Source organism: Lentibacter algarum (genome assembly GCF_040580765.1).
Classification (GTDB): Bacteria; Pseudomonadota; Alphaproteobacteria; order Rhodobacterales; family Rhodobacteraceae; genus Lentibacter; species Lentibacter algarum.
This window is the reverse complement of the sequence record NZ_CP158687.1, coordinates 2,459,179-2,480,590: the sequence shown is the minus strand read 5'-3', so window position 1 is coordinate 2,480,590 and position 21,412 is coordinate 2,459,179. Positions and strand designations below refer to the sequence as shown.

Here is a 21,412-nt window from a genome sequence, read left to right as displayed (position 1 = left end):
GAGGGCGCGGTCAAGCTTGAGAATGTGCGCGCGCTGCCCCATATAGGGGGTAAGCAATGTGCCAAGGAGGCAAGACCCGTGCAAACACGCAATAAAGTTCTGGATGATATCTCCCAGTTGATGACAAACGCGATGGGCGTGGCCCAAGGCGCAAAGACAGAGGCAGAGACGGCCATGAAATCCATGATGGACCGCTGGCTGGCGGACCGTGATTTTGTGACGCGCGACGAGTTTGACGCAGTACGCGCGATGGCCCAGAAGGCCCGTGAAGAGAACGAAGCTCTAAAAGCGCGGCTTGATGCGCTGGAAGCAGCAAAGCCTGCGGCGAAGAAGCCTGCGGCCAAAAAGTAAGGCTTGCCTGACATAACAGGGACTGGTTCACTTTGGCTATGAGCCAAGATGAACCAGACCTTGATGCAGCCTACGGACTGAAAACTCCTGATGATAGCAAGCGGCTCTATGCGGCTTGGGCCAAGACCTATGACGCGGGGTTTGCGGCTAGGATGGATTATTGTTTGCCTGAGCGGGTTGTGCAGGCGTTCGTTGAGTGCCGCCCGAGGGGGCCTGTGCTTGATATTGGCGCGGGAACGGGGCTTGTCGGCGCCCATCTTGCGGCGGCGGACCTAGGGCCAGTGGATGGCGTGGACATCAGCCAAGAAATGCTGGATGTGGCCGCAGAGCGCGGTGTTTATCGGCGGCTGTTTATAGGCGATATGGCCGCGCGGCTTGATGTGGCGGATGGGACCTATCAAAGTGTTGTTTCGTCGGGGACGTTTACCACAGGGCATGTCGGGCCAGAGGCTCTGGACGAGGTGCTGCGGGTGGCAGCAACCGGTGCGCAAATCGCGATTTCTGTAAGCAAGGCGCATTTTGAGGCGGCAGGGTTTGCCAAGACGTTTGCGAAGCTTGAGGGGCAGATTACTGCTCTAGAGTTAAAAACCGTGCGGATTTATGGCGACAAGGCAGAAGGCGACCATGCCCTAGATGAGGGGTATATGGCGTTGTTTGGGAGGCGTTAGGATGATTGCGTATGTCACTGTCGGGGCGGATGATATGGTTGCGGCAGAGCGGTTTTACTCAGCGTTTTTGCCTGCGCTCGGCTATCGGCTGGAGCGATATCACGACGATTTGAGCTACATTCTAACTGTTGCTGCGGGGGAGCGTTCGGTTTTGCCTGACTTTTATGTGAAAGCGCCGTTTGATGGCGGGCCTGCCACGGCGGGCAATGGCAATATGGTGGCGTTTGAAGCACGCAATCAGGCGCAGGTGCGCGCACTCCATGTGGCAGCGCTGTCAGCGGGCGGAGCAGACGAGGGCCAGCCCGGCTTTCGCGAGAGCTATGGCCCTCAGTTTTATGTGGGCTATCTGCGCGATCCACAGGGCAACAAGATTGCTCTGTTTTCAAGTGACCCCGATGAGCGTGGGCGGGACGGTTAAATAGATCCGCGCTCCTCGGGAATAACTTTACCTGGATTCATGATATTTTGCGGATCGAGCGCTTGCTTAATGGCGCGCATGGCGGCGAGCGCAGTTTTGTTTTTGCGGCGTGCCATTGAGGGGAGTTTGTAAGTCCCGATGCCATGTTCGGCGGAAAAGCTGCCACCGAACTTAAGCACGCAATCTTCGATGATTTCTGTCACTTCGTCTTTGCGCTCGGCTGTCATGTTCGCTGTTTTCACGGCGTAGTGCGCGTTTCCGTCGCCAAGATGCGCGACAATGATCACAAAAGGATCCGGGTCAATCTTGCGGATTTCTCCGTCGATCATATCAAGAACGGCTTCCATCTTGTCAGTTGGTACAGCGATATCGGCGCTTACCATGGGCATGAATGGCATGCAGATTTCGGCGGCGGCCTCGCGGCGGGCCCACATCTCGCGGCGCTGCACTTCGTTTTGCGCGATCACTGCGTCGAGCACGTCTCCGCATTCCAAAAGAGCGGCAAGCGTGCCTTCAAGCGTGACCGAAACGGCAGGGCGGCCATCGGGGGCAAGGGCATCAGAACTTGCGCCGACTTCGACGAGGATGTTGACATCATAATGCTCTTCAAACGGCGCGCGCGCGCCTTTGACGACCTTAAGATGCGTGTCGATGAAGCCACGCGGCATGTATTCAAAGGCCTCAACGCTGCCGCCTGTGGCTGCTTGCAGTTTTGCCAACAGATCAAGTGCTGCGGGAAGACTTTTGACGGCGACCATAGCGGTTGCATAGGCGCGCGGCTTGGGAAACAGCTTGAGCACTGCACCTGTAATGATCCCAAGTGTGCCTTCGGCTCCGATAAAGAGATGCTTGAGGTTGTAGCCTGAGTTGTCTTTGTGCAGCTCGCTCATAATATTCATGATCTCGCCATTGGGCAAAACGACCTCTAGCCCTAGGCAGAGATCTCGCGTGTTGCCATAGCGCAGGACATTGGAGCCGCCTGCATTTGTCGAGAGGTTACCACCGATCATAGCGGAGCCTTGCGCACCGAAGGTGAGCGGGAAGATGAGGCTGTGGTCATCAACTGCTTCGCGTAAATTCGAGAGGACAACGCCCGCTTCGACCACGGCGATACGCGCTTCGGGGCGGATTTCGCGAATTTTGTTCATCCGCTCCAGCGAGATCATGACGGCGCCTTCGGCACTTGTGCCAACGCAGAGGCCGGTATTGCCTGAGACAGGAACAACTGCGGTCTTGTTCGCGCTCGCAAGCTTTACAACGGCCGAGACCTCTTCTGTGCTGGCGGGGCGCACGACGGCGAGGGGCGTCCAGCTTTCCGTGTTCATCCAGTCGTGGCTGTATTTGGCCATATCGGCCGCCGTCAGAACGTTGGCGTCTCCGACGATGGCTTTGAGTTGTTCTAGCATGTGCGCGCTCCCCTAATGCGGGGAGGTTAGTCCGACAATCCGACCTCATCAAGACAATGTCGCCCCTGACGGTCTTCCACTTCGATGACCCAGAGATCGGGGTCCATACTGCCCTGTTTGGCAAGCGAGGCATCGACTGTTGCCTCGTCTCCTTCGGCGAGCAGCTCCCAGCTGCGGCTGTCTGTGAGAAAGTCAAAACGGCGCTGGAAGGCCTGCGCGTGGCCATCAAGGGTGTTTAGTTTTATCAGCACTGCACCCGCGGTATCGTCGCCGTGTTTGACCACGAAAGCCGGGATATCATGGAGACGGAGGCGTGTGAGGTAGGCAGAGACCCAGAATTCCGAGGTCAGCCGTGTCACGCGTTGCCATCCTTGAAATCAAGGCCCATCTCGGAGTAGCGCTCGGCCTCATCCAGCCAGTTCGGGCGGACTTTGACCTGCAAGAACAGGTGGACCTTGCGCCCAAGAAATTCTTCGAGTTCCTCGCGCGATGCTTTGGAGACAGCCTTGATTGTCTCTCCGCGTTTGCCGAGCAGGATGCCTTTGTGGCCATCGCGCATCACATAGATGATCTGGTCAACGCGACAGGAGCCGTCTTTGCGCTCTTCCCAAGCTTCTGTTTCAACGGTCAGCTGGTAGGGCAGCTCTTGGTGCAATCTGAGCGTCAGCTTTTCGCGCGTCATTTCGGCAGCAATCATGCGCATGGGCAGATCGGCAATCTGATCTTCGGGATAGAGCCAAGGCCCTTCGGGCAGTTCGGAGGCCAGCCATTCGCGTAGGGCGGGGACGCCATGACCGCGCTCAGCCGAGATCATGAAGGTTTTGACGAAAGGGTGCAGAGAGTTCATCTGCTCGGTGAGTTGCAACAGGGAGTCGGACTTAACCTTGTCGATCTTATTGATCGCTAGGGCGACTTTTTGATCAGGATTGAGGCCTTTGAGGCTCTCCAGAATGTGCTTTACGCCTTCTGAAATCCCGCGGTGTGCCTCGATCAGCATCACGACGATATCGGCATCTGCTGCGCCGCCCCACGCGGCGGCGACCATGGCTCGGTCAAGCCTGCGGCGGGGCTTGAAGAGACCGGGGGTGTCGACAAACACGATTTGGGCCTCGCCTTCGAGTGCGACGCCACGGATGCGGGCGCGTGTGGTTTGTACCTTGTGGGTGACAATACTCACTTTTGCGCCAACCATGCGGTTGAGCAGCGTAGATTTGCCAGCGTTCGGTTCTCCGATGAGGGCAACAAAGCCTGCGCGTGTGGTCATGTGATGGGCTCCAATAGGGTTGGGCGCTCTTTAACGGGTTTCATTGCCCGCTGCCAGCACTGCGTGCGCGGGAGAAGCTATAAAGGCCTGCGAGCACGATAATTGTGGCACCAAGCAGTGTAAGCGGATCGGGGCGCTCGCCAAAAACAGTGAAGGCGATGAGCAGTGCGAAGACGAGCCGCGTGTAGCGGTAGGGCGCAACAAAGCCAACATCGCCCGCTCGCATGGCGCGTGTGAGCGAGGCATAGGCCAGTACGCCGACAATCGCTGCACCAGCTGTGAGGAGTAGGCTTTGGCCCGTTGGAAGGCTGGGGACTGTTCCCTCAAGCGCTGAGAGCAATAGGCCCGCGACTGTCAGAACCGCAAAGCCGAGGCTGCCCAGCTGTGCTGTAGACATTGCGGGTGGGCTGGCCCGTGTGGCCAGATCGCGGCCCGCAAAACCGATCGTGGCGAGAAGGGCATAGAGCGATGTGATTTGAAAGCTCTCAAAGCCCGGGCGGATCACGACGAGCACACCAAGAAAGCCCAAGGCCATCGCTATCCAGCGCCGCCAGCCGACGGCCTCAGCAAAGATGAAAATTGCACCGAGCGTAACCACAATTGGAGCGGCTTGTAGAATTGCTGATGTGCTTGAGAGTGGCGCATGGGCGAGGGCGAGGCCAAAGAAAAGCCGCCCCATCAGCTCAAAGGCGGAGCGGATGAGCATTGTGCGCTTTAGGCAAGCGGGATGCCAGACGGCTTCGCCTGCGCGCAGCGACAGGCTGGCAAAGATGACAAGGCCCATGAGGCCAAAAGCAATCAGGGCTGAGCTAACAGATGTGAGTTGAGTGGCGGCTTTGAAGAAACTGTCCTCAAGCGCAAACGCGCCCATGGCGAGGATCATAAAGCCTGCGCCCGTTTTGTTGGCGCTCATGAAGCGCTTTCGATTTGTGCCAGCAGAAGGGCGGCGGCCGCTTGCTCGGCTGCGCGCTTGGAGCTCGCTGTAGAGGCGGCGGTTTCACCGCTGGCAAGGCGCACTTCGATTGTGAACTCGGGCGCATGGTCTGGGCCTTGGCGCGCGGTTTCAACGTATTTGGGCGGGTTTTGTTTGCGGGCCTGTGCCCATTCTTGCAGTGCGGTCTTCGGGTCGCGCGCATCGCTCTCGACAGATTTGATGCGTTTTGCCCAGAGCTTAAGGATCAGGGCCTTGGCGGCGTCAAACCCGCCGTCGAGATAGACCGCTGCGATCACGGCTTCCATGGCGTCGCCGAGAAGCGCGGTTTTGCGCCGCCCACCAGACATCATCTCGGAGCGGCCCAGCTTGAGGACGGCGCCTATGTCTATATCACGGGCAATGTCGGCGCAGGTTTCTTTGCGCACGAGGGCGTTATAGCGCGGCGCAAGCTGGCCTTCGCTGGCGGACATGTCGTCTTTGAGCAGGGCCTCTGAAATGACAAGCCCAAGCACGCGATCCCCGAGGAACTCAAGGCGCTGGTTGTCGGGGCGTGTGGGCGAAGACATCGAGCTATGCGTGAGGGCACGATTGAGCAGCTCTGGGCGCGCAAAGTGATGCCCTAATACGCCTTCAAAGGCCTGAAGATCGGATGAAAGTTTCAATCTATTCTCTTGAAAAAGCGGTCAGCGCGCCATGTCCAGAAGTAGAGCATTGAGCTTCCGCCAGAGGAGAACATGACACGGTCGGCGCGGCCGATCAGATTTTCATAGGGAACAAAACCGACTCCGCCAACACGCTGATCAAAGCGGCTGTCGGTTGAGTTGTCGCGATTGTCGCCCATGAAGAAATAGTGGCCCGCGGGGACAGTGAAAACTGGGGTGGTGTCGGCGCGTTGATCGCCGATGTTGAGGATCGCGTGAGAGCGTCCGTTTGGCAGCGTTTCGATTTGGCGTGATTTGGTGCACTCGGCACCCATACCGACTGAGCCATTTTCGCAGCGCGGGCGCATTCTCTGGGGGCCTTGCAGCTCGAATGTCTCGCTGAACACGCCATCATCCTGAAGTTTTACCGGGGTTCCGTTGATGCTGAGAACGCCATTTGTGAGCTGTACCGTATCGCCGGGCAGGCCGATGAGGCGCTTGATGAAATCTGAGCCGTTGACTGGATGGCGGAAGACCACAACATCGCCGCGCTCGGGCTCACCGCCAAAGAGACGGCCGTTTTCACCGCGCGACCAGCCGCAGACGTCCTCTGCATCCACGTTGATGCCAATGGCGGGCAGGCGCACCGATGGGCAAGAGGCGTAGGAGTAGCCGTAGGCCATTTTGTTTACGAAGAGGAAGTCGCCAATCAGCAACGTGTCTTTCATTGAGCCTGATGGAATCCAGAAGGGCTGGAAGAAGAGGGTGCGAAACACCCCTGCGATGAGCAGGGCGTAGACGATTGTCTTGATCGTTTCGACAAATCCGCCGCCGCTTTTTTTCTCTTCTGTGGTCATCAAATAAATCCCTAAAAGCTGAGAACTACATGAGCCGCAAGGGCGTGGGTGTCAACCCAGAGGCCGCTCTGAGGGCGCTTTATACCTGTGCTTCGGCTGCAATCGGGCGGGCCTCTATCACAACAAATGCTTGCGCCCACGGGTGATCATCCGTCAGGGTCACATGGATCAAGGCCTCGTGCCCTGCGGGTGTGAGAGCATCAAGCCGTTCCTTGGCCCAGCCCGTGACTTCCATGACGGGCTGGCCAGTGTGCAAATTGCTCACCTGCATGTCTTTCCAAGCGATACCCATGCGCAGGCCTGTGCCTAGCGCTTTGGAACAGGCTTCTTTGGCGGCCCAACGTTTGGCATAGGTTCCTGCCGTATCGGCGCGACGCTCGGCTTTGGCTTGTTCTGTTTCGGTAAAGACACGATTGCGGAACCTGTCGCCAAACCGTTCGAGCGTGGCGGCTATGCGCTCGATATTGGCAAGATCGGTCCCGATGCCTAAGATCACCCGCGCACCTCGTCCATTAGTGCGCGCATCTGAAGAATGGCGGCTTCCATGCCGATAAAGAGCGATTCGGCCATCAGGAAGTGCCCGATATTGAGCTCCATCACTTCAGGGATCGCGGCGATGGGCTTAACTGTCTCGAAGGTGAGGCCGTGGCCTGCGTGCACTTCAAGTCCGAGCGAATGCGCCAAAGTCGCGCCTTCGATCAATGCTGCGAGCTCGGCGTCGCGTTTGGCAAAATTACCTTCGTAGTGGTAGTCGCAATACGCGCCTGTGTGCAGTTCGACGACGGCCGCACCAATGCGAGCAGAAGCCTCAATCTGAGCAGCTTCATGCCCAACAAACATTGAAACGCGACATCCAGCGGCAGAGAGGGGCGCGATAAAATGCGCAAGGCGCGCCTCATCACCAGCCACATCAAGGCCACCTTCTGTGGTGCGCTCCTCGCGCTTTTCGGGGACGATACAGACGGCGTGTGGCTTGTGGGCCAGCGCGATGGATTGCATCTCAATGGTTGCGGCCATCTCGAAGTTGAGTGGTGTTGTGAGCGCGGCCATCAGCCCGTCAATATCTGCGTCGCGGATGTGGCGCCTGTCTTCTCGCAGGTGCGCAGTGATGCCATCGGCACCTGCCGCTTCGGCGAGCTTGGCCGCGCGCACGGGATCGGGATAGGCGCTGCCGCGGGCGTTGCGCACTGTGGCCACGTGGTCGATGTTTACGCCCAGTCGTAGTTTGTTGCTCTGTGCCATGATGGCTCCTATCGATTCGATATACTCATCTAGATTTGATCAAATTCACGCAGGAAGCCCAAGAGTTTTATTCTGGTGCTTTGGCGCTTTGCTTTTCGAGCTTCTTTTTGCGCAGGGCAGCGAGCTTTTCCTTGATCCGCCCTTTGCGGCGGTTTTGATAGGCTCGGATCAGTGGCACTGCGATGTAATAGCAGATCGACGCGGTGATTATGCCTGGAATGATCCCGCCGATAAGGTAAGGGAAAAAGACCTCGTCATAAAACACAGAGAGGCCGTGCCAGTCTGCTGTTTCTTCTGTGAACATCGACATGAAGTTGTGCCACAGATCGCCGCCCGCCTCGGCGAATTTGCCTCCAAGCTTTTGTTCGGCGACCTCAAACTCTGTCCCCAAGAGCCAGTGACCTGTCTTCAGAGAGGCGACGCCGATGGGAATATAGGTGAGCGGGTTGCCAAAAAATGTCGCGAGAAGTGCTGCGATCAGATTGCCCTGCATTACGCGTGAAACGAGCGCTGCGACAATAAAGTGCATTCCGTAGAACGGCGTAAATGTTGTGAAAACACCAGCCCAGACGCCGCGTGCAATCTTGTGAGGCGGGTCGGGGAGCCGGTGCAAACGGTGGCGGATATAGTGAAACGCGCGCGCCCATCCACCCTTAGGGTAGAGGGATTCTGCGATGACCTTCCACCACGCCCGTTTGTCTCGCCGTTTAAAGACCAAAACTTCTGTCCTTACCGTTTTTTGTTACTGCGCCTCAGCCCCGTTTTCAACGTTGCTGGCGTCGGGGTCAACAACCCGTTCGAGCAAGGCGACATCATTTTCCGCCTCCAGCACCGAGCTCAGCGTATGCAAATGCTCCGCGTCGCTTAAATCAACATCAAGCCGCAATTTGTAAAAGTCTGGTTTGCGATCCAGAAACACTAGGTTGGAGATATTGGCCTTGGCCTCACCGATCAAGGTGCAGACCCGTCCTAAAACCCCGGCATCATTGCCGATCGTCAATTCCAAGGTCACAGGATAGATTGCGGGGTGGTTGCCTGACTGCCAGTGGAGATCGAGCCAGCGCTCTGGCTGGTCCTCAAAATCGCTGAGCCTGTCACAATCAATCCGATGTGCCACAACGCCTTTGCCACGATAGGTGATACCGACAATGCGCTCGCCCGGAAGCGGCTGACAGCAGGTGCCCCGTTGGAAATGTTGACCCGAGGAAAGGCCGATGACGGCGCGCTCCGGGGGCACAGCTTCGGTGCGGTCTTCGATCAGGTCGGGGTAGACCGCCTGTACAACGCTGCGGGCCTCTATTTCGGCGCTGCCCAGACGGGCGAGCACTTCATCTCCATCCTCAAGGCGTAGCTTTTTGGCGGCACTGTTGAGCACTTTGTCGGTGGCTTTTTTACCGACGTTTTCAAAGGCGGCGCGGGCGATCTCGCGGCCCAGTTTGATAAAGCGTTCACGGTCCATCTCGCGCAAGGCGCGGCGGATGGCGCTTTTGGCTTTGCCTGTTACAGCCATGTCGAGCCATGTCGGCTGCGGGGTCTGGCCCTCGGCTGTGATGATCTCGACAGACTGGCCGTTGCGAATACGGGTCCAAAGGGGAACGCGCATGTGATCAATCTTGGCGCCGACACAGGCATCGCCGATGCGCGTGTGAATTGCATAGGCAAAATCAAGCGGAGTCGCACCTCTGGGGAGCTTAATCACATCGCCCTTTGGCGAGAAGCAGAAGACCTGATCTGCGTACATTTCGAGTTTGACGATTTCAAGGAAGGCGTCGTGATCTTCCTCGGCGTCAAACTGCTCGGTCAGGCCAGACACCCATTTGACTGGGTCCACGGCGAAGGGGTTTTCGGTGCGCACACCGTCGCGGTAGGACCAATGCGCTGCTACACCACTTTCGGCAACATCGTGCATTTGATAGGTGCGGATCTGAACTTCAACTCGCTTGCCGTCACGGCCAGAAACGGTCGTATGGATCGAGCGATAGCCGTTTGATTTGGGTTGGCTGATATAGTCCTTGAAGCGTCCCGGGATGGCGCGCCAACGTTGGTGAATCACACCAAGGATGCGGTAACAATCTGCTTCATTTTGAGCGATGATACGGAAGCCGTAGATGTCGGACAGGCGAGAGAACGCCAGCTCTTTTTCCTGCATCTTACGCCAGATCGAGTAGGGCTTTTTAGCGCGCCCGATAATCTGGGCTTGGATGCCCGCTTTGTCGAGCTCAAGGTTCATGTCGTTTGTGATTCGATCAATCACATCGTCGGTTTCGTTTTGCAGCGTAATGAAACGGCGCATGATCGAGGCGCGGCCCTCTGGATTGAGAACTTTGAACGCAAGGTCTTCAAGCTCTTCGCGCATCCACTGCATACCCATACGGCCCGCAAGCGGAGCGTAAATGTCCATGGTCTCACGCGCTTTTTGCGCTTGTTTTTCAGGGCGCATGGCTTTGATCGTGCGCATGTTGTGCAAACGGTCAGCCAATTTGACAAAAATCACGCGCAGATCGCGCGACATGGCGATGAACAGCTTGCGGAAGTTCTCGGCCTGTTTTGTCTCGGTGGAGGAGAGCTGTAGATTGGTCAGCTTGGTGACACCATCGACAAGATCAGCGACTTCACGACCGAATTTATCTGTGACGATCTCGTAGGATGCGCCAGTGTCCTCGATTGTGTCATGCAAAAGCGCAGTGATGAGCGTGCTGTCGTCCAGCCGCTGACCCGCCAGTATCTGTGCGACAGCAAAAGGGTGCGTGAAATATGATTCGCCAGAGTGACGCTTCTGGCCCTCATGCGCAGCTTTTGCAAAATCGTAGGCCTCTGCGATGAGGCGCTCGTTTGTTTTGGGGTTGTATGCGCGGACGAGGCTTAAAAGCTCATCGACTGGAGGAATCATCCGCTACATCACCTTGTTGGCAGGTTAGCCCTGACCTTGTGCTTCCATCAATTGGCGAAGGAGCTGCTCTTCTGTCATGTCGTCATCAGACGGCTTGTCAGCCTCAGCACCCATAAGAAGCGCCATAGCATCATCTTCAGGCTCATCAACTTCGATCTGTGTCTGGTTGCTCTCGATCAGACGCTCGCGCAGATCGCCAGCTGTCTGAGTTTCGTCCGCGATTTCACGCAGGGCAACAACAGGGTTTTTGTCGTTGTCACGGTCTACTGTGAGCGACGCACCAGCAGAGATTTCGCGTGCGCGATGCGACGCAAGCATGACAAGCTCAAAGCGGTTTGGAACTTTGTCTACGCAATCTTCAACGGTCACACGGGCCATGGGTCACTCCAGATCAGTCTTGTGAAGGCCCGTATTTAGGAGCCTTGTGCCTGAAACACAAGGCCAAAAAGCCCCCTCACAAGGGCAAAACCAAGTCTTTTTCGCTGGCAGGCAGTGAAGCAAGCATCTCTTTGACGGTGAGTCCTGAGGTTGGGTGGGCCCAATCAGGGGCAATCTCAGCAAGCGGGACAAGCACAAAAGCGCGCTCGGCGAGGCGCGGATGAGGCAGGATAAGCTCGCTTGGGGCATCGCTGCGCTGGGCGTCTGGGGGGAGGGTTTGCCATTGGGTATAGGTCTTCATATCAGGAAGAACACGCTGTCCTGCCGAAAGAAGATCAAGATCAAGGCATCGCATGCCCCAGCGCTGGAGGCGCTCGCGGCCAAACTCCGCTTCAATGTCGTGCAAGCGGTGCAATACCTCTTTGGGCGATTTGTCAGAGGACAAGCATGCCGCTGCATTGACGTAGTCGGGCCCTGCGCCAGCGGGGAAGCAGGGGGTCTGAAAAAAGCGGCTTACGGCCTCCACTTTGAGGCCCGTCTCTGGCAGGCGTTTGAGGGCGGCGCGCAGGGTGATCTCGGGGCCTCCGAGTGCGGACGGCATATTGCCGCCGAGAGCGATTAAGTATGTTTGTGCTTTGCTAGACACAGGCCTATCCTCGCGCTGATTTGTGTTGCCCTTCAAAGGGTTTTTTTTAAGAGTGCTATCTGTGTAGTAGCCCTGCTTGCTTGACCGCTTAACAGTCCAGTTTTTTGCAAGCCAGTGGTTTTTGGAAGGACTTTTTATGTTTTACAAGGATGAGCGCTTGGCGCTGTTCATTGATGGGTCAAACTTATACGCCGCCGCGAAATCTCTCGGGTTTGATATCGACTATAAATTATTGCGCAGCGAATTTATGCGCCGTGGCAAGCTTTTGCGCGCGTTTTATTATACGGCTTTGTTGGAAAATGACGAGTATTCGCCGATCCGCCCGCTGGTCGACTGGCTGAACTATAACGGCTTTAATATGGTCACTAAGCCAGCCAAGGAGTTCACCGACAGCCAAGGCCGCCGCAAAGTTAAGGGCAATATGGATATCGAGCTTGCTGTCGATGCTATGGAGCTCGCGCCGCATGTGGACCATATTGTGATTTTCTCTGGCGATGGTGACTTCCGCCCGCTTGTGGAAAGCTTGCAGCGTCAAGGTGTGCGGGTCTCTGTTGTGTCCACGATCCGCAGCCAGCCGCCTATGATTGCGGATGAGTTGCGCCGTCAGGCGGACAATTTCATCGAGCTGAACGATCTCAAAGATGTCATTGGGCGCCCGTCGCGCGAGGACGTTCTAGGGGACGACGGCGATCTTGATGATCTCGACTAGGTTTTAGGCCAAAGCGGGGCGCGATTGTCTTTGGACGCCGCGCCCTTTTTTTGTCCGTAGGTCTGGACCTGCGCAGGCGCATCGCTTAGCTCAGGGGAACGAGGAGCGCGCCAATGAAAAAACCACCTCTCAAAGTTATTCTTGCCGCCCCGCGCGGCTTTTGTGCGGGGGTCGACCGCGCCATCAAGATTGTCGAGATGGCAATCGAGAAATGGGGGGCGCCCGTCTATGTGCGCCACGAGATTGTGCACAACAAATATGTTGTCGATGATTTGCGCGCCAAAGGCGCTGTTTTTGTCGAGGAACTTGAAGATTGCCCTGATGATCGCCCTGTTATCTTTTCGGCGCATGGCGTGCCGAAGGCTGTGCCAGCTGAAGCTGCGCGGCGCGAGATGGTTTTTGTCGATGCGACTTGCCCGCTTGTGAGCAAGGTACATATCGAGGCAGAGCGCCATCACGATGCAGGCTTGCAGATCATCATGATTGGTCACGAGGGTCATCCTGAAACTGTCGGGACGATGGGACAACTGCCTGAGGGCGAAGTTTTGCTTGTGGAAACCGAGGCGGACGTGGGCGGCGTAGCTGTGCGTGACGTGGCCAAGCTTGCGTTTGTGACGCAAACCACTTTGTCTGTTGATGACACAGCGGGCATTGTTGCGGCCCTTCAAGCACGCTTTCCCAAGATCGTTGGCCCGCACAAAGAGGACATCTGCTACGCAACAACCAACCGTCAGGAGGCAGTGAAGGCCATGGCGGGGCGCGTTGATGCTATGCTTGTTGTTGGCGCGCCAAATTCGTCTAATTCACAGCGGCTTGTTGAAGTTGGCTCCAATGCGGGTTGTGGCTATTCGCAGCTCGTACAGCGGGCGGCCAATATAGACTGGCGTGCGCTTGAGGGGATTAACTCCATTGGAATCACAGCGGGCGCCTCGGCTCCTGAGCTTTTGGTGCAGGAAGTGATTGACGCATTGGGCGCGCGCTATGAACTTGATATTGAAGTGCTCGAAACGGCCAAAGAAAACGTTGAATTCAAAGTGCCGCGTGTTTTGAGGACGCCAGCATGAGCGCGGCTCCGCGGCGTATTCCGCGTGCGCCGCTTGTTTTGGGTCTTGCTGGGCTGCTGCCCTTTCTTTGGGGCGCGCTCACGGCGCATTTTGGCAGCTTTGGTACAGAGGCGTTTTTGGGTGAGCGGCTCATCGGCCTTGCGGCATTGATCTCTTACGGCACGGTGATTTTGTGCTTCATGTCGGGCATTCTTTGGGGCTTTTCTATGCAACTCACGGGAGCGGTCGCAACTCGAGGCTACCTATTGTCTGTGTTGCCAGCACTGTGGGCTTTTTTCTGTGTCGGTGGTGAGGCATCACTTCTGGCTTTGATGGCGGGCTTTGCGGCTCTTCTTGCTTTGGATTTCTGGTTTGTTCGCACTGGCGCCGCGCCTGTCTGGTGGATGTCGCTGCGCGTTCTGCTTACCTCAGTTGTGTTGGCCTGCCTGCTTTTGGGGCTGTTGATATGAGTGCGGATGCGAAGACACTGGCGATTTATGATGCGAAGGCTGCGGACTACGCAAAAATTGTTGTGAGCAAGGCCGAACACAAAAGCCTAATCGGCTTTGTTGAAGACTTGCCAAAGGGCGCGCATGTACTGGATTTGGGCTGCGGTCCTGGGCACTACGCGGCTGAAATGCTCAAGCGCGGGTGCACTGTGGATGCCGTTGATGGGTCTGCTGCGATGGTTGCTCTGGCGCAGGCCGTTGAGGGGCTAAATGCAACGCAGGCTCTGTTTGATGACTTGGATGCAGTTGAAACATACGATGGCGTATGGGCGAGCTTCTCACTTTTGCATGCGCCGCGCAAGAAGCTGCCGCAACATTTGGGCCAGATCAAGCGCGCTTTGAAGCCTAGTGGAGTGTTTCACATTGGCATGAAGCTCGGTGATGCTGAGGCGCGAGATGCGTTGGGGCGGGCCTATACCTATGTGAGCGAGCCTGAGCTTCTAGAGCTTTTGACCGACGCGGGCTTTGAGCCCTATGATATCTTTAAAGGAGAGGGGACTGGCTTGTCTGGATCCATCGATAAATTCATTCTGGTGCGCGCCCATGGCTGAGCTTTTTGCCTATACGGACGGCGCCTGTTCGGGCAACCCGGGTCCAGGAGGCTGGGGGGTGCTTTTGCGCGCGGTCGAGGGGGAAGCTGTGCTCAAGGAACGTGAGCTTAAGGGCGGTGAAGCGGATACAACGAACAACCGTATGGAGCTCTTGGCTGCGATCAACGCATTGGAACGGCTTGAAAAACCATCGCGCCTGACTGTTGTCACAGACAGTGCCTATGTCAAAAACGGCGTAACAGGCTGGATCTTTGGCTGGAAGCGCAACGGCTGGAAGACCTCTAACAAAAAGCCTGTGAAAAATGTTGATCTCTGGCAGCGTCTCGACGCGGCGCAGGAACGTCACAGCGTAACTTGGAAGTGGATTAAAGGACACGCAGGCCATGCTGAAAACGAGCGCGCTGACGAGCTTGCACGCGCGGGTATGGCGCCATTCAAACCGTCGCGGAACGAGGCATGAGCGCGCTTGCTCTGCTTGACTATACATCGGTCTTTATCTTTGCACTGACTGGGGCTCTGGCGGCCTCGCGCGCGCAGCTTGATATTATTGGGTTTGCATTTCTGGCTTCGCTTACGGCGGTTGGCGGTGGCACTTTGCGTGACCTTTTGCTCGACAGAAACCCTGTGTTTTGGATTGCTCAGCCTGAGCACATTGCGATCGCTTGTGTCGCAGCCGGTCTGATTTTCTTTACGGCACATTTGTTTGAAAGCCGCGCACGGCTTTTGCTCTGGCTTGATGCTTTGGCGCTTGGTGTTGCGGTTGCGGCGGGAGTGGGTGTGGCGATGTCGCTTGGCCACGGCGCACCTGTAGTGCTCCTTATGGGTGTGATGACAGGGACATTCGGTGGGTTGATGCGCGACGTCGTGGCCAACGAGGTTCCGATGGTGTTGCGGCAGGGAGAACTTTACGTTTCGGCGGCCTTTGGTGGAGCCATTGTTGCGCTTTTATCTGCCAATGTTTCGGGTGCGCCACTGGTCGTGCTTGGCTCTTGCGTCCTGAGCACATTTGTTTTGCGAGCGGGATCTATCGCCTTTGGCTGGCGCCTGCCAGTTTACCGCGCACGGCCCCCTAAGCTCTAACGCTTAAAGTATTTTTGCCATACCCATATGACGAGTAATGCGCCCATGACCGCGCCGATGAGGCCGCCGAGCATCCCCATGACGCTTAACAAAAAGCGCAGAAGAAAGCCGCCGATCAGCGCACCTGCTATTCCGATCGCCATGGTCGTGACGATGTCGGTTTCGAGGCGCATCATGCGTGTTGCGAGAAAACCTGCAGCCGCGCCGATGATGATCAGATAGAGTGCCATCTACTTCCTCCAATGCGTTGGAATAATGACCAATGCGCCGATGGATGCGGCGATCGCGTTTATTCCGTGACTGTTGAAGCCTATATTGAACATCAGGCTTATGAAGTAAAAAACAAAGGCACCGCCAACACAGATGATGATCGATTGAAGGATACCGTTGCGGGTGAAGCCCGAGCGCTCGCTCAGATAGCCGACAATACCAGCGATCACGACTGTTCCGATCATGGAGGGAAACATAGGGCTTGCTCCTTAGCTGAGGCGCGCCCCCTTGGGGAGCGGCGTGCCGCGTGTAAACTCAGAGATATCTTGCGCCTGACTGCCCGCTTTTTGCAAGCGCAGCAGTTCTACCGCGCCAGAGCCACAAGCAACATGCGCTGGCGTATGGATGACTTCACCTGCTTCTCCGCTACCCTGAGACATGCGGGAGGCAAGAATTTTGAGGCGCGCTCCGTTGAGTTCGCACCACGCTCCCGGGAAGGGAGACAGGCCGCGAATTTGACGGTCGATTTCGTCAGAGGATTGGGTCCAATCGATGCGCGCTTCGTCTTTGCGGATTTTTTCGGCATAGGTAATGCCCGTATCGGGCTGGGCGACGGGTGTGAGGGTTGGTAATGTGTCCAGAGCTGTGACGATTGCCTCAGAGCCAAGGGCAGACAGGCGATCATGGAGCTGAAGTGTGGTTTCTTCCGCGCCAATCTGGGTCGCTGTGCGCAAAAGCACAGGACCTGTGTCAAGGCCAGCTTCCATCTGCATAATGCAAACGCCTGTGTCGGTGTCCCCAGCCATAATCGCTCGGTGGATGGGTGCCGCGCCGCGCCAACGCGGCAAGAGGGAGGCATGGATATTGAGGCAACCATACGTTGGCGTATCCAAAATAGCTTGCGGCAAAATCAGCCCGTAGGCGACCACCACGGCCACTTCAGGTTTGAGGCAGGCGAAGTCCTTTTGCGCCTCTTCGGACTTGAGTGAAACAGGATGGCGAACATCTAGTCCAAGTTCTAGAGCGCGTGCATGGACGGCTGTAGGGCGCTCTTTTTTGCCTCGTCCAGCAGGGCGAGGGGGCTGACAATAGACTGCGGCAATCTCGTGACCCGCCCTGACCAGTGCTTCCAGAACAGGAACGCTAAAGTCAGGAGAACCCATAAAAACAAGTCTCATGAGAGCTTCCTTGCGCGGCGCAGAAGCATGTCGCGCTTCACTTTTGAGAGACGGTCAAAATACATTTGGCCGTTGAGGTGGTCGATTTGGTGTTGGACGGATGTGGCCCAGAGGCCGACGTAGTCGCGGCGCTCGATGATGCCTTCGGAGTTAAGGAAGCGTACGCTGACCCCGCGGGGGCGTTTGATAACAGCTGACACACCGGGGAGATTCGGGCTGGCCTCGTCATGCTCACGAAAGACGCCGCTGGCGTCGATGATCTCGGGATTGGCCATGAGCACAGCTTTGCCGCGTTCTTCGCTCGCATCTACGACTGCAAGCCGCAGCATCACGCCGATTTGGGGTGCGGCAAGACCGACACCAGGCATAGCTTCCATCGTGTCGACCATATCGGACCAGATGGCGCGGATTTCATCGGTTATGGCTTCAACGGGTGAGGCCTTGGTGCGCAGGCGTTTGTCGGGCCAAGGGATACAGAGTCTGGCTGTCATGTGTGCGCTTTCAGGTAAGGCGTTTCAAGGTCAGTGCGCAGATTAGGCGATACGCGGTCAAAGTGAAGCTTGCCATCGAGATGATCAAACTCGTGCTGGATAATGCGGGCCTCTGCGCCGTCAAACTGCGCTGCCTGTGGCGCACCATGCTGATCGCGCCAGCGGACAAAGACGCTTGAGGGGCGTAGAACGGGCACGCCCACATCAGGCACAGAGAGGCACATTTCTTCTAGTGAAGTGGGTTCGCCGCAAGGCTCGATCTCGGGGTTGATCATAACGAGCGGTGTGGGCGTGCCCTCTTTCCACCCTGCGTCCATGACAAAGAGACGCGCAAGGACGCCGACTTGTGGGCCAGCGAGGCCACGGCCCTTGGCGGCATACATCGTGTCAAACATATCATTCAGCAGCGTTTCGGAAGTGGGCGCATCGACAGGGGCGCAGACCGTAGAGAGGCGCGGATCAGGCCACTGAACGATAGGCAAAACGCTCATGTGCGCATCATCTCACGTTTGAGCTTTTGCATTTTGCGGGTGATCATCTGGCGGCGCATTGCACCGAGATAATCAATGAAGAGCTTGCCATTGAGGTGGTCAATCTCGTGCTGGACACAGGTCGCCCAGAGGCCATCGAAAGTATTGCTCTGCTCGCGTCCGTCGCGGTCGATCCAACGCACATCAACGGTCTTGGGGCGAGTCACTTCGCCGTATTGAGCAGGGATTGAGAGGCAGCCCTCATCATAGGTGTTTGTTTCGTCTGACGCAGCCACAATTTCTGGATTAAACATGACCATCGGCTTGGGCGTCTCGCCTTCTTCCTTGACGCAATCCAGCACGATAACGCGCGAGAGAACGCCGATCTGGGGCGCGGCAAGGCCAATGCCCGGCGCGTCGTACATGGTCACGAGCATATCGTCGCCAAGCTTGCGCAGATCATCCGAAAGGTCTGGCACAGGAGCGCAGACCTTTTTGAGGCGGGGGTCGGGGTGTATCAGAATAGGCCTTTTCATAGGGCTCATTTAGGCGATGCGGCGGGGCACTGCAACACGCTGTGCAACATGGCCTTGCACTCGTTTTTTAATCGGCTAGCTTTTGCGCAGGCCAAACATGGGCCGACCACGGGCCCAACACTGGAGAGCACCCCATGAATTTTGACGAGATTATCGACCGCAAGGGCACCCATTCTGCGAAATGGGACATGATGGACAAGCTCTATAATGTGCCTGCGGAAGACGGGATCGCCATGTGGGTTGCAGATATGGATTTTCGTCCACCCGCTTGTGTGCAGAACGCGCTGCAGGGGATGCTGGATCACGGGATTTACGGCTATTATGGCGGCGATACAGAATACCGTGCGGCGATCTGCTGGTGGATGAAAACCCGTCATGGCTGGGAGGTTGATCCCGCTGCGATCTTTACGACCCACGGGCTCGTCAATGGTACGGCGCTTTGTGTGGACACATGGACCGAAAAGGGTGACGGGGTCGTGCTCTTCACGCCCGTCTACCATGCTTTTGCCAAGGTGATTAAGGCCAATGGTCGGCGCGTTGTTGAATGCCCCTTGGTGCTTGAGAACGGGCGCTACGAAATGGACTTTGATAACTATGATGCGCTGCTGGATGGCTCAGAGAAGATGGTTATTCTGTGCTCACCTCATAACCCTGGCGGACGTGTCTGGAGTGAGGCTGAGTTGAAGCAGGTGGCTGAGTTTGCCAAGACGCATGATCTGATTTTGGTGTCTGATGAAATCCACCATGATCTTGTGATGCCTGAGGCCAAGCATATCGCAATGGCCAATATCGAGGGGATTGAGGACCGCCTTGTTATGATGACGGCGACAACCAAGACCTTTAATATCGCAGGTGGGCATTCGGGGAATGTGATTATCCCGAACGAGACGTTGCGCGCTGAGTTTGGCGCGAAGATGATGGCGCTGGGCATTTCGGCAAACTCTTTTGGGCTTGAGATGGCCGAGGCTGCCTATAGCCCAGAGGGTGCGGAGTGGGTTGATGCGCTTGTGGCCTATATCAACGGGAATCGTGAGATATTTGATGCGGGGATCAACAGTATTCCGGGCTTGAAGTCGATGCCGCTTGAGGCGACCTATCTGGCGTGGGTTGATTTTGAAGACACAGGCATGAGCCGTGAAGAGTTTACCCGCCGTGTCGAGGAAGATGCCAAGATCGCAGCCAACCACGGGCCAACTTTTGGCACAGGTGGGGAGAGTTTCATGCGCTTTAACTTGGCCACACCACGCGCCTATGTTGAGCAGGCCGTGGAGCGGCTTCAGAAAGCTTTTGCTGATCTGCAGTGATCAATGGAGTGAGGGTGCCGCCTTGCCGATAAGGGCCACGGGCGCGTTTTCGTCACGCTCGTAATCCAGCGGGGCTTTGTCTTGCGCTTGAGTGGCGCGCTTGAACTCATAGTGCATCATATCGCCTTCAGCCTCGGTGGCGATGATCAATCCGTTCATCAAATGTTTGGTGCCATCGTAAATATCCACCAGCCCTCGCAGCTTAGGCGCGCCTGAGACATCAAGCGCAAAGCCTTTGTCCCACAACTTGAGGATTGGATATTGTGTCTCGCCCATCTGCACGCGCAGACGCGAGGACTTTTTCATAGCGGCTTTGCGGGCAGCCTTGAGAGCAGCCTCGATCTCGGGGGATAGATAATCAGTCATTGTGTGCGCCTTTCCTGTGCCTAATAGATTTGCACGGTTTGGTTGAGAAACAAGTAATGAATTCGTTCTAAGCGCTAAATGTTGCACCTGTGTAACGCTCTCTCTGTGCATCAGCGCAGGGGCGCTGCGCGGGAGCGAGTGTTTATCGTCAGGATCAGTGCAGTTAGGAAGGGGCAAGACAGAAACGAGGAGGCCCTGATGGGACAGTTGGTAGACGGCACATGGCATGATGTTTGGTATGATACGACGTCAACGGGCGGTGCGTTTGAGCGGACCACGGCCAAGTTTCGCAACTGGATCACGGCTGATGGCGCGGCGGGACCGACTGGTGAGGGTGGCTTTCCTGCGGTGAGCGGGCGGTATCATCTCTATGTGTCCTATGCCTGCCCGTGGGCGCACCGCACGTTGATTTTTCGGGCACTGAAGGGGCTGGAGGCGCATATCAGCATATCCGCAGTGCATCCTGATATGCTCTCGGAGGGCTGGACTTTTGAAACAGATGCGCATGGGGCCACGGGTGATACGCTCTATGGGCTGCCTTTTGCGCGGGACATTTATCTGAAGGCTGATCCGCAGATATCAGGGCGGGTGACCGTGCCGATATTGTGGGACAAAGAGCGCGAGACGATCGTGAGCAACGAAAGCTCAGAGATCATCCGTATGCTGAACTCTGCGTTTGACGAGCTGACAGGGAATAGGGACGACTACTGGCCTGAGCCGCTGCGCAGTGAGATTGAAGAGGTGAATGCGCGGATCTATGACACCCTGAACAACGGCGTCTACAAGGCAGGGTTTGCGACCACACAGGCGGCTTATGATGCGGCGGTTGATCCTCTGTTTGATACGATGGACTGGCTCGAGGCGCGGCTCACAGAGGGGCGGTACTTGATGGGCGGGCAGATCACCGAAGCGGATTGGCGTCTGTTCACGACGCTTGTGCGGTTTGATCCAGTCTATCATTTACACTTCAAGTGCAACCGTGCGCGGCTGATTGATTATCCCAATCTCTGGGCCTACACGCGCGAGCTCTATCAGATTGAGGGCGTCGCTCAGACCGTGAACCTTGAGCACATCGTGCGTCATTATCACTATAGCCATGACACGATTAACCCCAATCGTATCCTTCCAACAAACCCTGTTCTGGACTTTATGGAGCCACATGGGCGGGGTTAAAACGCGTTATCTTGTGGATAACTGCCTCTGAGGCCCCATATAAAGGGTCGAAACGTTGACAAGCTTGTGCTGCGGCCGCCAGACTGGGTCTATTCAG

General features: G+C 56.5%; 30 protein-coding genes. 11 read left to right on the top strand and 19 right to left on the bottom strand.

What is annotated here, in order from left to right:
• Window positions 1-78: 78 nt before the first annotated feature.
• The 3 genes from DSM117340_RS12315 to DSM117340_RS12305 are packed head-to-tail and all read left to right on the top strand — an operon-like array spanning window position 79 to window position 1,437.
• The gene (locus DSM117340_RS12315; RefSeq protein WP_089893606.1) at window positions 79-351 is read left to right on the top strand and encodes an accessory factor UbiK family protein; all 273 of its coding nucleotides are present in this window, start codon (window positions 79-81) and stop codon (window positions 349-351) included.
• Window positions 352-389: 38 nt separating this feature from the next.
• Window positions 390-1,019, top strand: coding sequence for a class I SAM-dependent methyltransferase (locus DSM117340_RS12310; protein WP_089892023.1), 630 nt, complete (start codon window positions 390-392; stop codon window positions 1,017-1,019).
• A 1-nt stretch (window position 1,020) separates the two neighbouring features.
• A complete protein-coding gene (locus tag DSM117340_RS12305; RefSeq protein WP_089892020.1) occupies window positions 1,021-1,437 on the top strand; it encodes a VOC family protein in 417 nt (138 codons plus the stop codon).
• Here the strand turns inward: DSM117340_RS12305 and DSM117340_RS12300 are convergent.
• From DSM117340_RS12300 to folK, 12 genes are all read right to left on the bottom strand, one after another.
• Window positions 1,434-2,843, bottom strand: coding sequence for an FAD-binding oxidoreductase (locus DSM117340_RS12300; RefSeq protein ID WP_089892017.1), 1,410 nt, complete (start codon window positions 2,841-2,843; stop codon window positions 1,434-1,436). The genes DSM117340_RS12305 and DSM117340_RS12300 overlap by 4 nt on opposite strands.
• Before the next feature lie 26 nt (window positions 2,844-2,869).
• A complete protein-coding gene (locus DSM117340_RS12295; RefSeq protein WP_089892014.1) occupies window positions 2,870-3,202 on the bottom strand; it encodes a DUF1491 family protein in 333 nt (110 codons plus the stop codon).
• Window positions 3,199-4,107, bottom strand: coding sequence for a GTPase Era (gene era / locus DSM117340_RS12290; RefSeq protein ID WP_089892012.1), 909 nt, complete (start codon window positions 4,105-4,107; stop codon window positions 3,199-3,201). The genes DSM117340_RS12295 and era overlap by 4 nt, the downstream gene beginning before the upstream one ends.
• 40 nt (window positions 4,108-4,147) lie before the next feature.
• Window positions 4,148-5,020: a DMT family transporter gene (locus DSM117340_RS12285; RefSeq protein ID WP_089892009.1), complete on the bottom strand. Its 873-nt coding sequence runs from the start codon at window positions 5,018-5,020 to the stop codon at window positions 4,148-4,150.
• Window positions 5,017-5,703: a ribonuclease III gene (rnc, locus tag DSM117340_RS12280; protein WP_089892006.1), complete on the bottom strand. Its 687-nt coding sequence runs from the start codon at window positions 5,701-5,703 to the stop codon at window positions 5,017-5,019. The genes DSM117340_RS12285 and rnc overlap by 4 nt, the downstream gene beginning before the upstream one ends.
• The gene (gene lepB / locus DSM117340_RS12275) at window positions 5,700-6,539 is read right to left on the bottom strand and encodes a signal peptidase I (RefSeq protein ID WP_089892004.1); all 840 of its coding nucleotides are present in this window, start codon (window positions 6,537-6,539) and stop codon (window positions 5,700-5,702) included. Before lepB ends, rnc begins: the two co-directional genes overlap by 4 nt.
• Window positions 6,540-6,618: 79 nt before the next feature.
• Window positions 6,619-7,035 carry a holo-ACP synthase gene (acpS, locus tag DSM117340_RS12270; protein ID WP_273496412.1) on the bottom strand — a complete coding sequence of 139 codons (417 nt, stop codon included), beginning with the start codon at window positions 7,033-7,035 and terminating at the stop codon, window positions 6,619-6,621.
• Entirely contained in the window at window positions 7,032-7,781 is a 750-nt protein-coding gene (locus tag DSM117340_RS12265) for a pyridoxine 5'-phosphate synthase (RefSeq protein ID WP_273496411.1), read from the bottom strand. The genes acpS and DSM117340_RS12265 overlap by 4 nt, the downstream gene beginning before the upstream one ends.
• Window positions 7,782-7,848: 67 nt before the next feature.
• Window positions 7,849-8,499: a DUF2062 domain-containing protein gene (locus DSM117340_RS12260; RefSeq protein WP_089891994.1), complete on the bottom strand. Its 651-nt coding sequence runs from the start codon at window positions 8,497-8,499 to the stop codon at window positions 7,849-7,851.
• Window positions 8,500-8,523: 24 nt separating this feature from the next.
• On the bottom strand, window positions 8,524-10,668 hold the full coding sequence (locus DSM117340_RS12255; protein ID WP_273496423.1) for a bifunctional (p)ppGpp synthetase/guanosine-3',5'-bis(diphosphate) 3'-pyrophosphohydrolase: 2,145 nt from the start codon (window positions 10,666-10,668) through the stop codon (window positions 8,524-8,526).
• Between the two features lie 27 nt (window positions 10,669-10,695).
• Window positions 10,696-11,049, bottom strand: coding sequence for a DNA-directed RNA polymerase subunit omega (gene rpoZ / locus DSM117340_RS12250; protein WP_089891991.1), 354 nt, complete (start codon window positions 11,047-11,049; stop codon window positions 10,696-10,698).
• Window positions 11,050-11,125: 76 nt separating this feature from the next.
• On the bottom strand, window positions 11,126-11,695 hold the full coding sequence (gene folK, locus DSM117340_RS12245) for a 2-amino-4-hydroxy-6-hydroxymethyldihydropteridine diphosphokinase (protein WP_089891988.1): 570 nt from the start codon (window positions 11,693-11,695) through the stop codon (window positions 11,126-11,128).
• A gap of 136 nt (window positions 11,696-11,831) precedes the next feature.
• On the opposite strand from folK, the gene DSM117340_RS12240 reads away from it, so the two are divergent.
• The 6 genes from DSM117340_RS12240 to DSM117340_RS12215 all read left to right on the top strand — a co-directional run bounded on the left by DSM117340_RS12240 (window position 11,832) and on the right by DSM117340_RS12215 (window position 15,587).
• Window positions 11,832-12,404 (top strand): NYN domain-containing protein, encoded by a 573-nt coding sequence (locus DSM117340_RS12240; RefSeq protein ID WP_089893600.1) that lies wholly within the window; start codon window positions 11,832-11,834, stop codon window positions 12,402-12,404.
• A 113-nt stretch (window positions 12,405-12,517) separates the two neighbouring features.
• A complete protein-coding gene (gene ispH / locus DSM117340_RS12235) occupies window positions 12,518-13,468 on the top strand; it encodes a 4-hydroxy-3-methylbut-2-enyl diphosphate reductase (RefSeq protein WP_089891984.1) in 951 nt (316 codons plus the stop codon).
• Complete coding sequence (locus DSM117340_RS12230; RefSeq protein WP_089891981.1) at window positions 13,465-13,917, top strand: DUF3429 domain-containing protein; 453 nt, start codon at window positions 13,465-13,467, stop codon at window positions 13,915-13,917. The genes ispH and DSM117340_RS12230 overlap by 4 nt, the downstream gene beginning before the upstream one ends.
• On the top strand, window positions 13,914-14,507 hold the full coding sequence (locus tag DSM117340_RS12225; protein WP_089891979.1) for a class I SAM-dependent methyltransferase: 594 nt from the start codon (window positions 13,914-13,916) through the stop codon (window positions 14,505-14,507). Before DSM117340_RS12230 ends, DSM117340_RS12225 begins: the two co-directional genes overlap by 4 nt.
• Window positions 14,500-14,967: a ribonuclease HI gene (gene rnhA, locus DSM117340_RS12220; protein WP_089891976.1), complete on the top strand. Its 468-nt coding sequence runs from the start codon at window positions 14,500-14,502 to the stop codon at window positions 14,965-14,967. Before DSM117340_RS12225 ends, rnhA begins: the two co-directional genes overlap by 8 nt.
• Window positions 14,964-15,587 (top strand): trimeric intracellular cation channel family protein, encoded by a 624-nt coding sequence (locus DSM117340_RS12215; RefSeq protein ID WP_089891973.1) that lies wholly within the window; start codon window positions 14,964-14,966, stop codon window positions 15,585-15,587. Before rnhA ends, DSM117340_RS12215 begins: the two co-directional genes overlap by 4 nt.
• Here DSM117340_RS12215 and DSM117340_RS12210 read toward each other — a convergent pair.
• Genes DSM117340_RS12210 through def (DSM117340_RS12185) form a run of 6 tightly spaced genes read right to left on the bottom strand, consistent with a single transcriptional unit; the run spans window position 15,584 to window position 18,472 of the window.
• The gene (locus DSM117340_RS12210; protein ID WP_089891972.1) at window positions 15,584-15,817 is read right to left on the bottom strand and encodes a GlsB/YeaQ/YmgE family stress response membrane protein; all 234 of its coding nucleotides are present in this window, start codon (window positions 15,815-15,817) and stop codon (window positions 15,584-15,586) included. The two genes, DSM117340_RS12215 and DSM117340_RS12210, sit on opposite strands and share 4 nt — an antisense overlap.
• Entirely contained in the window at window positions 15,818-16,054 is a 237-nt protein-coding gene (locus DSM117340_RS12205) for a hypothetical protein (RefSeq protein WP_089891969.1), read from the bottom strand.
• Between the two features lie 12 nt (window positions 16,055-16,066).
• Window positions 16,067-16,975 (bottom strand): methionyl-tRNA formyltransferase, encoded by a 909-nt coding sequence (gene fmt, locus DSM117340_RS12200; RefSeq protein WP_089891967.1) that lies wholly within the window; start codon window positions 16,973-16,975, stop codon window positions 16,067-16,069.
• Complete coding sequence (gene def / locus DSM117340_RS12195; protein WP_089891964.1) at window positions 16,972-17,466, bottom strand: peptide deformylase; 495 nt, start codon at window positions 17,464-17,466, stop codon at window positions 16,972-16,974. The genes fmt and def (DSM117340_RS12195) overlap by 4 nt, the downstream gene beginning before the upstream one ends.
• Window positions 17,463-17,957, bottom strand: a complete 495-nt coding sequence (gene def / locus DSM117340_RS12190) for a peptide deformylase (protein ID WP_271437263.1) — start codon at window positions 17,955-17,957, stop codon at window positions 17,463-17,465. Before def (DSM117340_RS12190) ends, def (DSM117340_RS12195) begins: the two co-directional genes overlap by 4 nt.
• Window positions 17,954-18,472 (bottom strand): peptide deformylase, encoded by a 519-nt coding sequence (gene def, locus DSM117340_RS12185; RefSeq protein ID WP_354689674.1) that lies wholly within the window; start codon window positions 18,470-18,472, stop codon window positions 17,954-17,956. Before def (DSM117340_RS12185) ends, def (DSM117340_RS12190) begins: the two co-directional genes overlap by 4 nt.
• Before the next feature lie 134 nt (window positions 18,473-18,606).
• Here def (DSM117340_RS12185) and DSM117340_RS12180 point away from each other — a divergent pair, with 134 nt between their 5' ends.
• On the top strand, window positions 18,607-19,776 hold the full coding sequence (locus DSM117340_RS12180) for a MalY/PatB family protein (protein ID WP_089891954.1): 1,170 nt from the start codon (window positions 18,607-18,609) through the stop codon (window positions 19,774-19,776).
• Here DSM117340_RS12180 and DSM117340_RS12175 read toward each other — a convergent pair whose 3' ends face one another.
• Entirely contained in the window at window positions 19,777-20,142 is a 366-nt protein-coding gene (locus DSM117340_RS12175; RefSeq protein WP_089891950.1) for a hypothetical protein, read from the bottom strand.
• A 198-nt stretch (window positions 20,143-20,340) separates the two neighbouring features.
• Between DSM117340_RS12175 and DSM117340_RS12170 the strand changes: the two genes are divergently transcribed.
• Window positions 20,341-21,315 (top strand): glutathione S-transferase family protein, encoded by a 975-nt coding sequence (locus tag DSM117340_RS12170; RefSeq protein ID WP_089891947.1) that lies wholly within the window; start codon window positions 20,341-20,343, stop codon window positions 21,313-21,315.
• Window positions 21,316-21,412 lie beyond the last annotated feature (97 nt).

Coding starts and splice junctions, on each gene's coding strand:
- def (WP_271437263.1), bottom strand. CDS start 17,957: ATGAGCGTTTTGCCTATCGTTCAGTGGCCTGATCCGCGCCTCTCTACG.
- DSM117340_RS12305 (WP_089892020.1), top strand. CDS start 1,021: ATGATTGCGTATGTCACTGTCGGGGCGGATGATATGGTTGCGGCAGAG.
- DSM117340_RS12210 (WP_089891972.1), bottom strand. CDS start 15,817: ATGGCACTCTATCTGATCATCATCGGCGCGGCTGCAGGTTTTCTCGCA.
- DSM117340_RS12300 (WP_089892017.1), bottom strand. CDS start 2,843: ATGCTAGAACAACTCAAAGCCATCGTCGGAGACGCCAACGTTCTGACG.
- DSM117340_RS12265 (WP_273496411.1), bottom strand. CDS start 7,781: ATGGCACAGAGCAACAAACTACGACTGGGCGTAAACATCGACCACGTG.
- rpoZ (WP_089891991.1), bottom strand. CDS start 11,049: ATGGCCCGTGTGACCGTTGAAGATTGCGTAGACAAAGTTCCAAACCGC.
- ispH (WP_089891984.1), top strand. CDS start 12,518: ATGAAAAAACCACCTCTCAAAGTTATTCTTGCCGCCCCGCGCGGCTTT.
- DSM117340_RS12310 (WP_089892023.1), top strand. CDS start 390: ATGAGCCAAGATGAACCAGACCTTGATGCAGCCTACGGACTGAAAACT.
- def (WP_354689674.1), bottom strand. CDS start 18,472: ATGAAAAGGCCTATTCTGATACACCCCGACCCCCGCCTCAAAAAGGTC.
- DSM117340_RS12225 (WP_089891979.1), top strand. CDS start 13,914: ATGAGTGCGGATGCGAAGACACTGGCGATTTATGATGCGAAGGCTGCG.
- lepB (WP_089892004.1), bottom strand. CDS start 6,539: ATGACCACAGAAGAGAAAAAAAGCGGCGGCGGATTTGTCGAAACGATC.
- DSM117340_RS12230 (WP_089891981.1), top strand. CDS start 13,465: ATGAGCGCGGCTCCGCGGCGTATTCCGCGTGCGCCGCTTGTTTTGGGT.
- rnhA (WP_089891976.1), top strand. CDS start 14,500: ATGGCTGAGCTTTTTGCCTATACGGACGGCGCCTGTTCGGGCAACCCG.
- DSM117340_RS12215 (WP_089891973.1), top strand. CDS start 14,964: ATGAGCGCGCTTGCTCTGCTTGACTATACATCGGTCTTTATCTTTGCA.
- DSM117340_RS12170 (WP_089891947.1), top strand. CDS start 20,341: ATGGGACAGTTGGTAGACGGCACATGGCATGATGTTTGGTATGATACG.
- fmt (WP_089891967.1), bottom strand. CDS start 16,975: ATGAGACTTGTTTTTATGGGTTCTCCTGACTTTAGCGTTCCTGTTCTG.
- def (WP_089891964.1), bottom strand. CDS start 17,466: ATGACAGCCAGACTCTGTATCCCTTGGCCCGACAAACGCCTGCGCACC.
- era (WP_089892012.1), bottom strand. CDS start 4,107: ATGACCACACGCGCAGGCTTTGTTGCCCTCATCGGAGAACCGAACGCT.
- DSM117340_RS12180 (WP_089891954.1), top strand. CDS start 18,607: ATGAATTTTGACGAGATTATCGACCGCAAGGGCACCCATTCTGCGAAA.
- DSM117340_RS12175 (WP_089891950.1), bottom strand. CDS start 20,142: ATGACTGATTATCTATCCCCCGAGATCGAGGCTGCTCTCAAGGCTGCC.
- DSM117340_RS12240 (WP_089893600.1), top strand. CDS start 11,832: ATGTTTTACAAGGATGAGCGCTTGGCGCTGTTCATTGATGGGTCAAAC.
- DSM117340_RS12205 (WP_089891969.1), bottom strand. CDS start 16,054: ATGTTTCCCTCCATGATCGGAACAGTCGTGATCGCTGGTATTGTCGGC.
- DSM117340_RS12285 (WP_089892009.1), bottom strand. CDS start 5,020: ATGAGCGCCAACAAAACGGGCGCAGGCTTTATGATCCTCGCCATGGGC.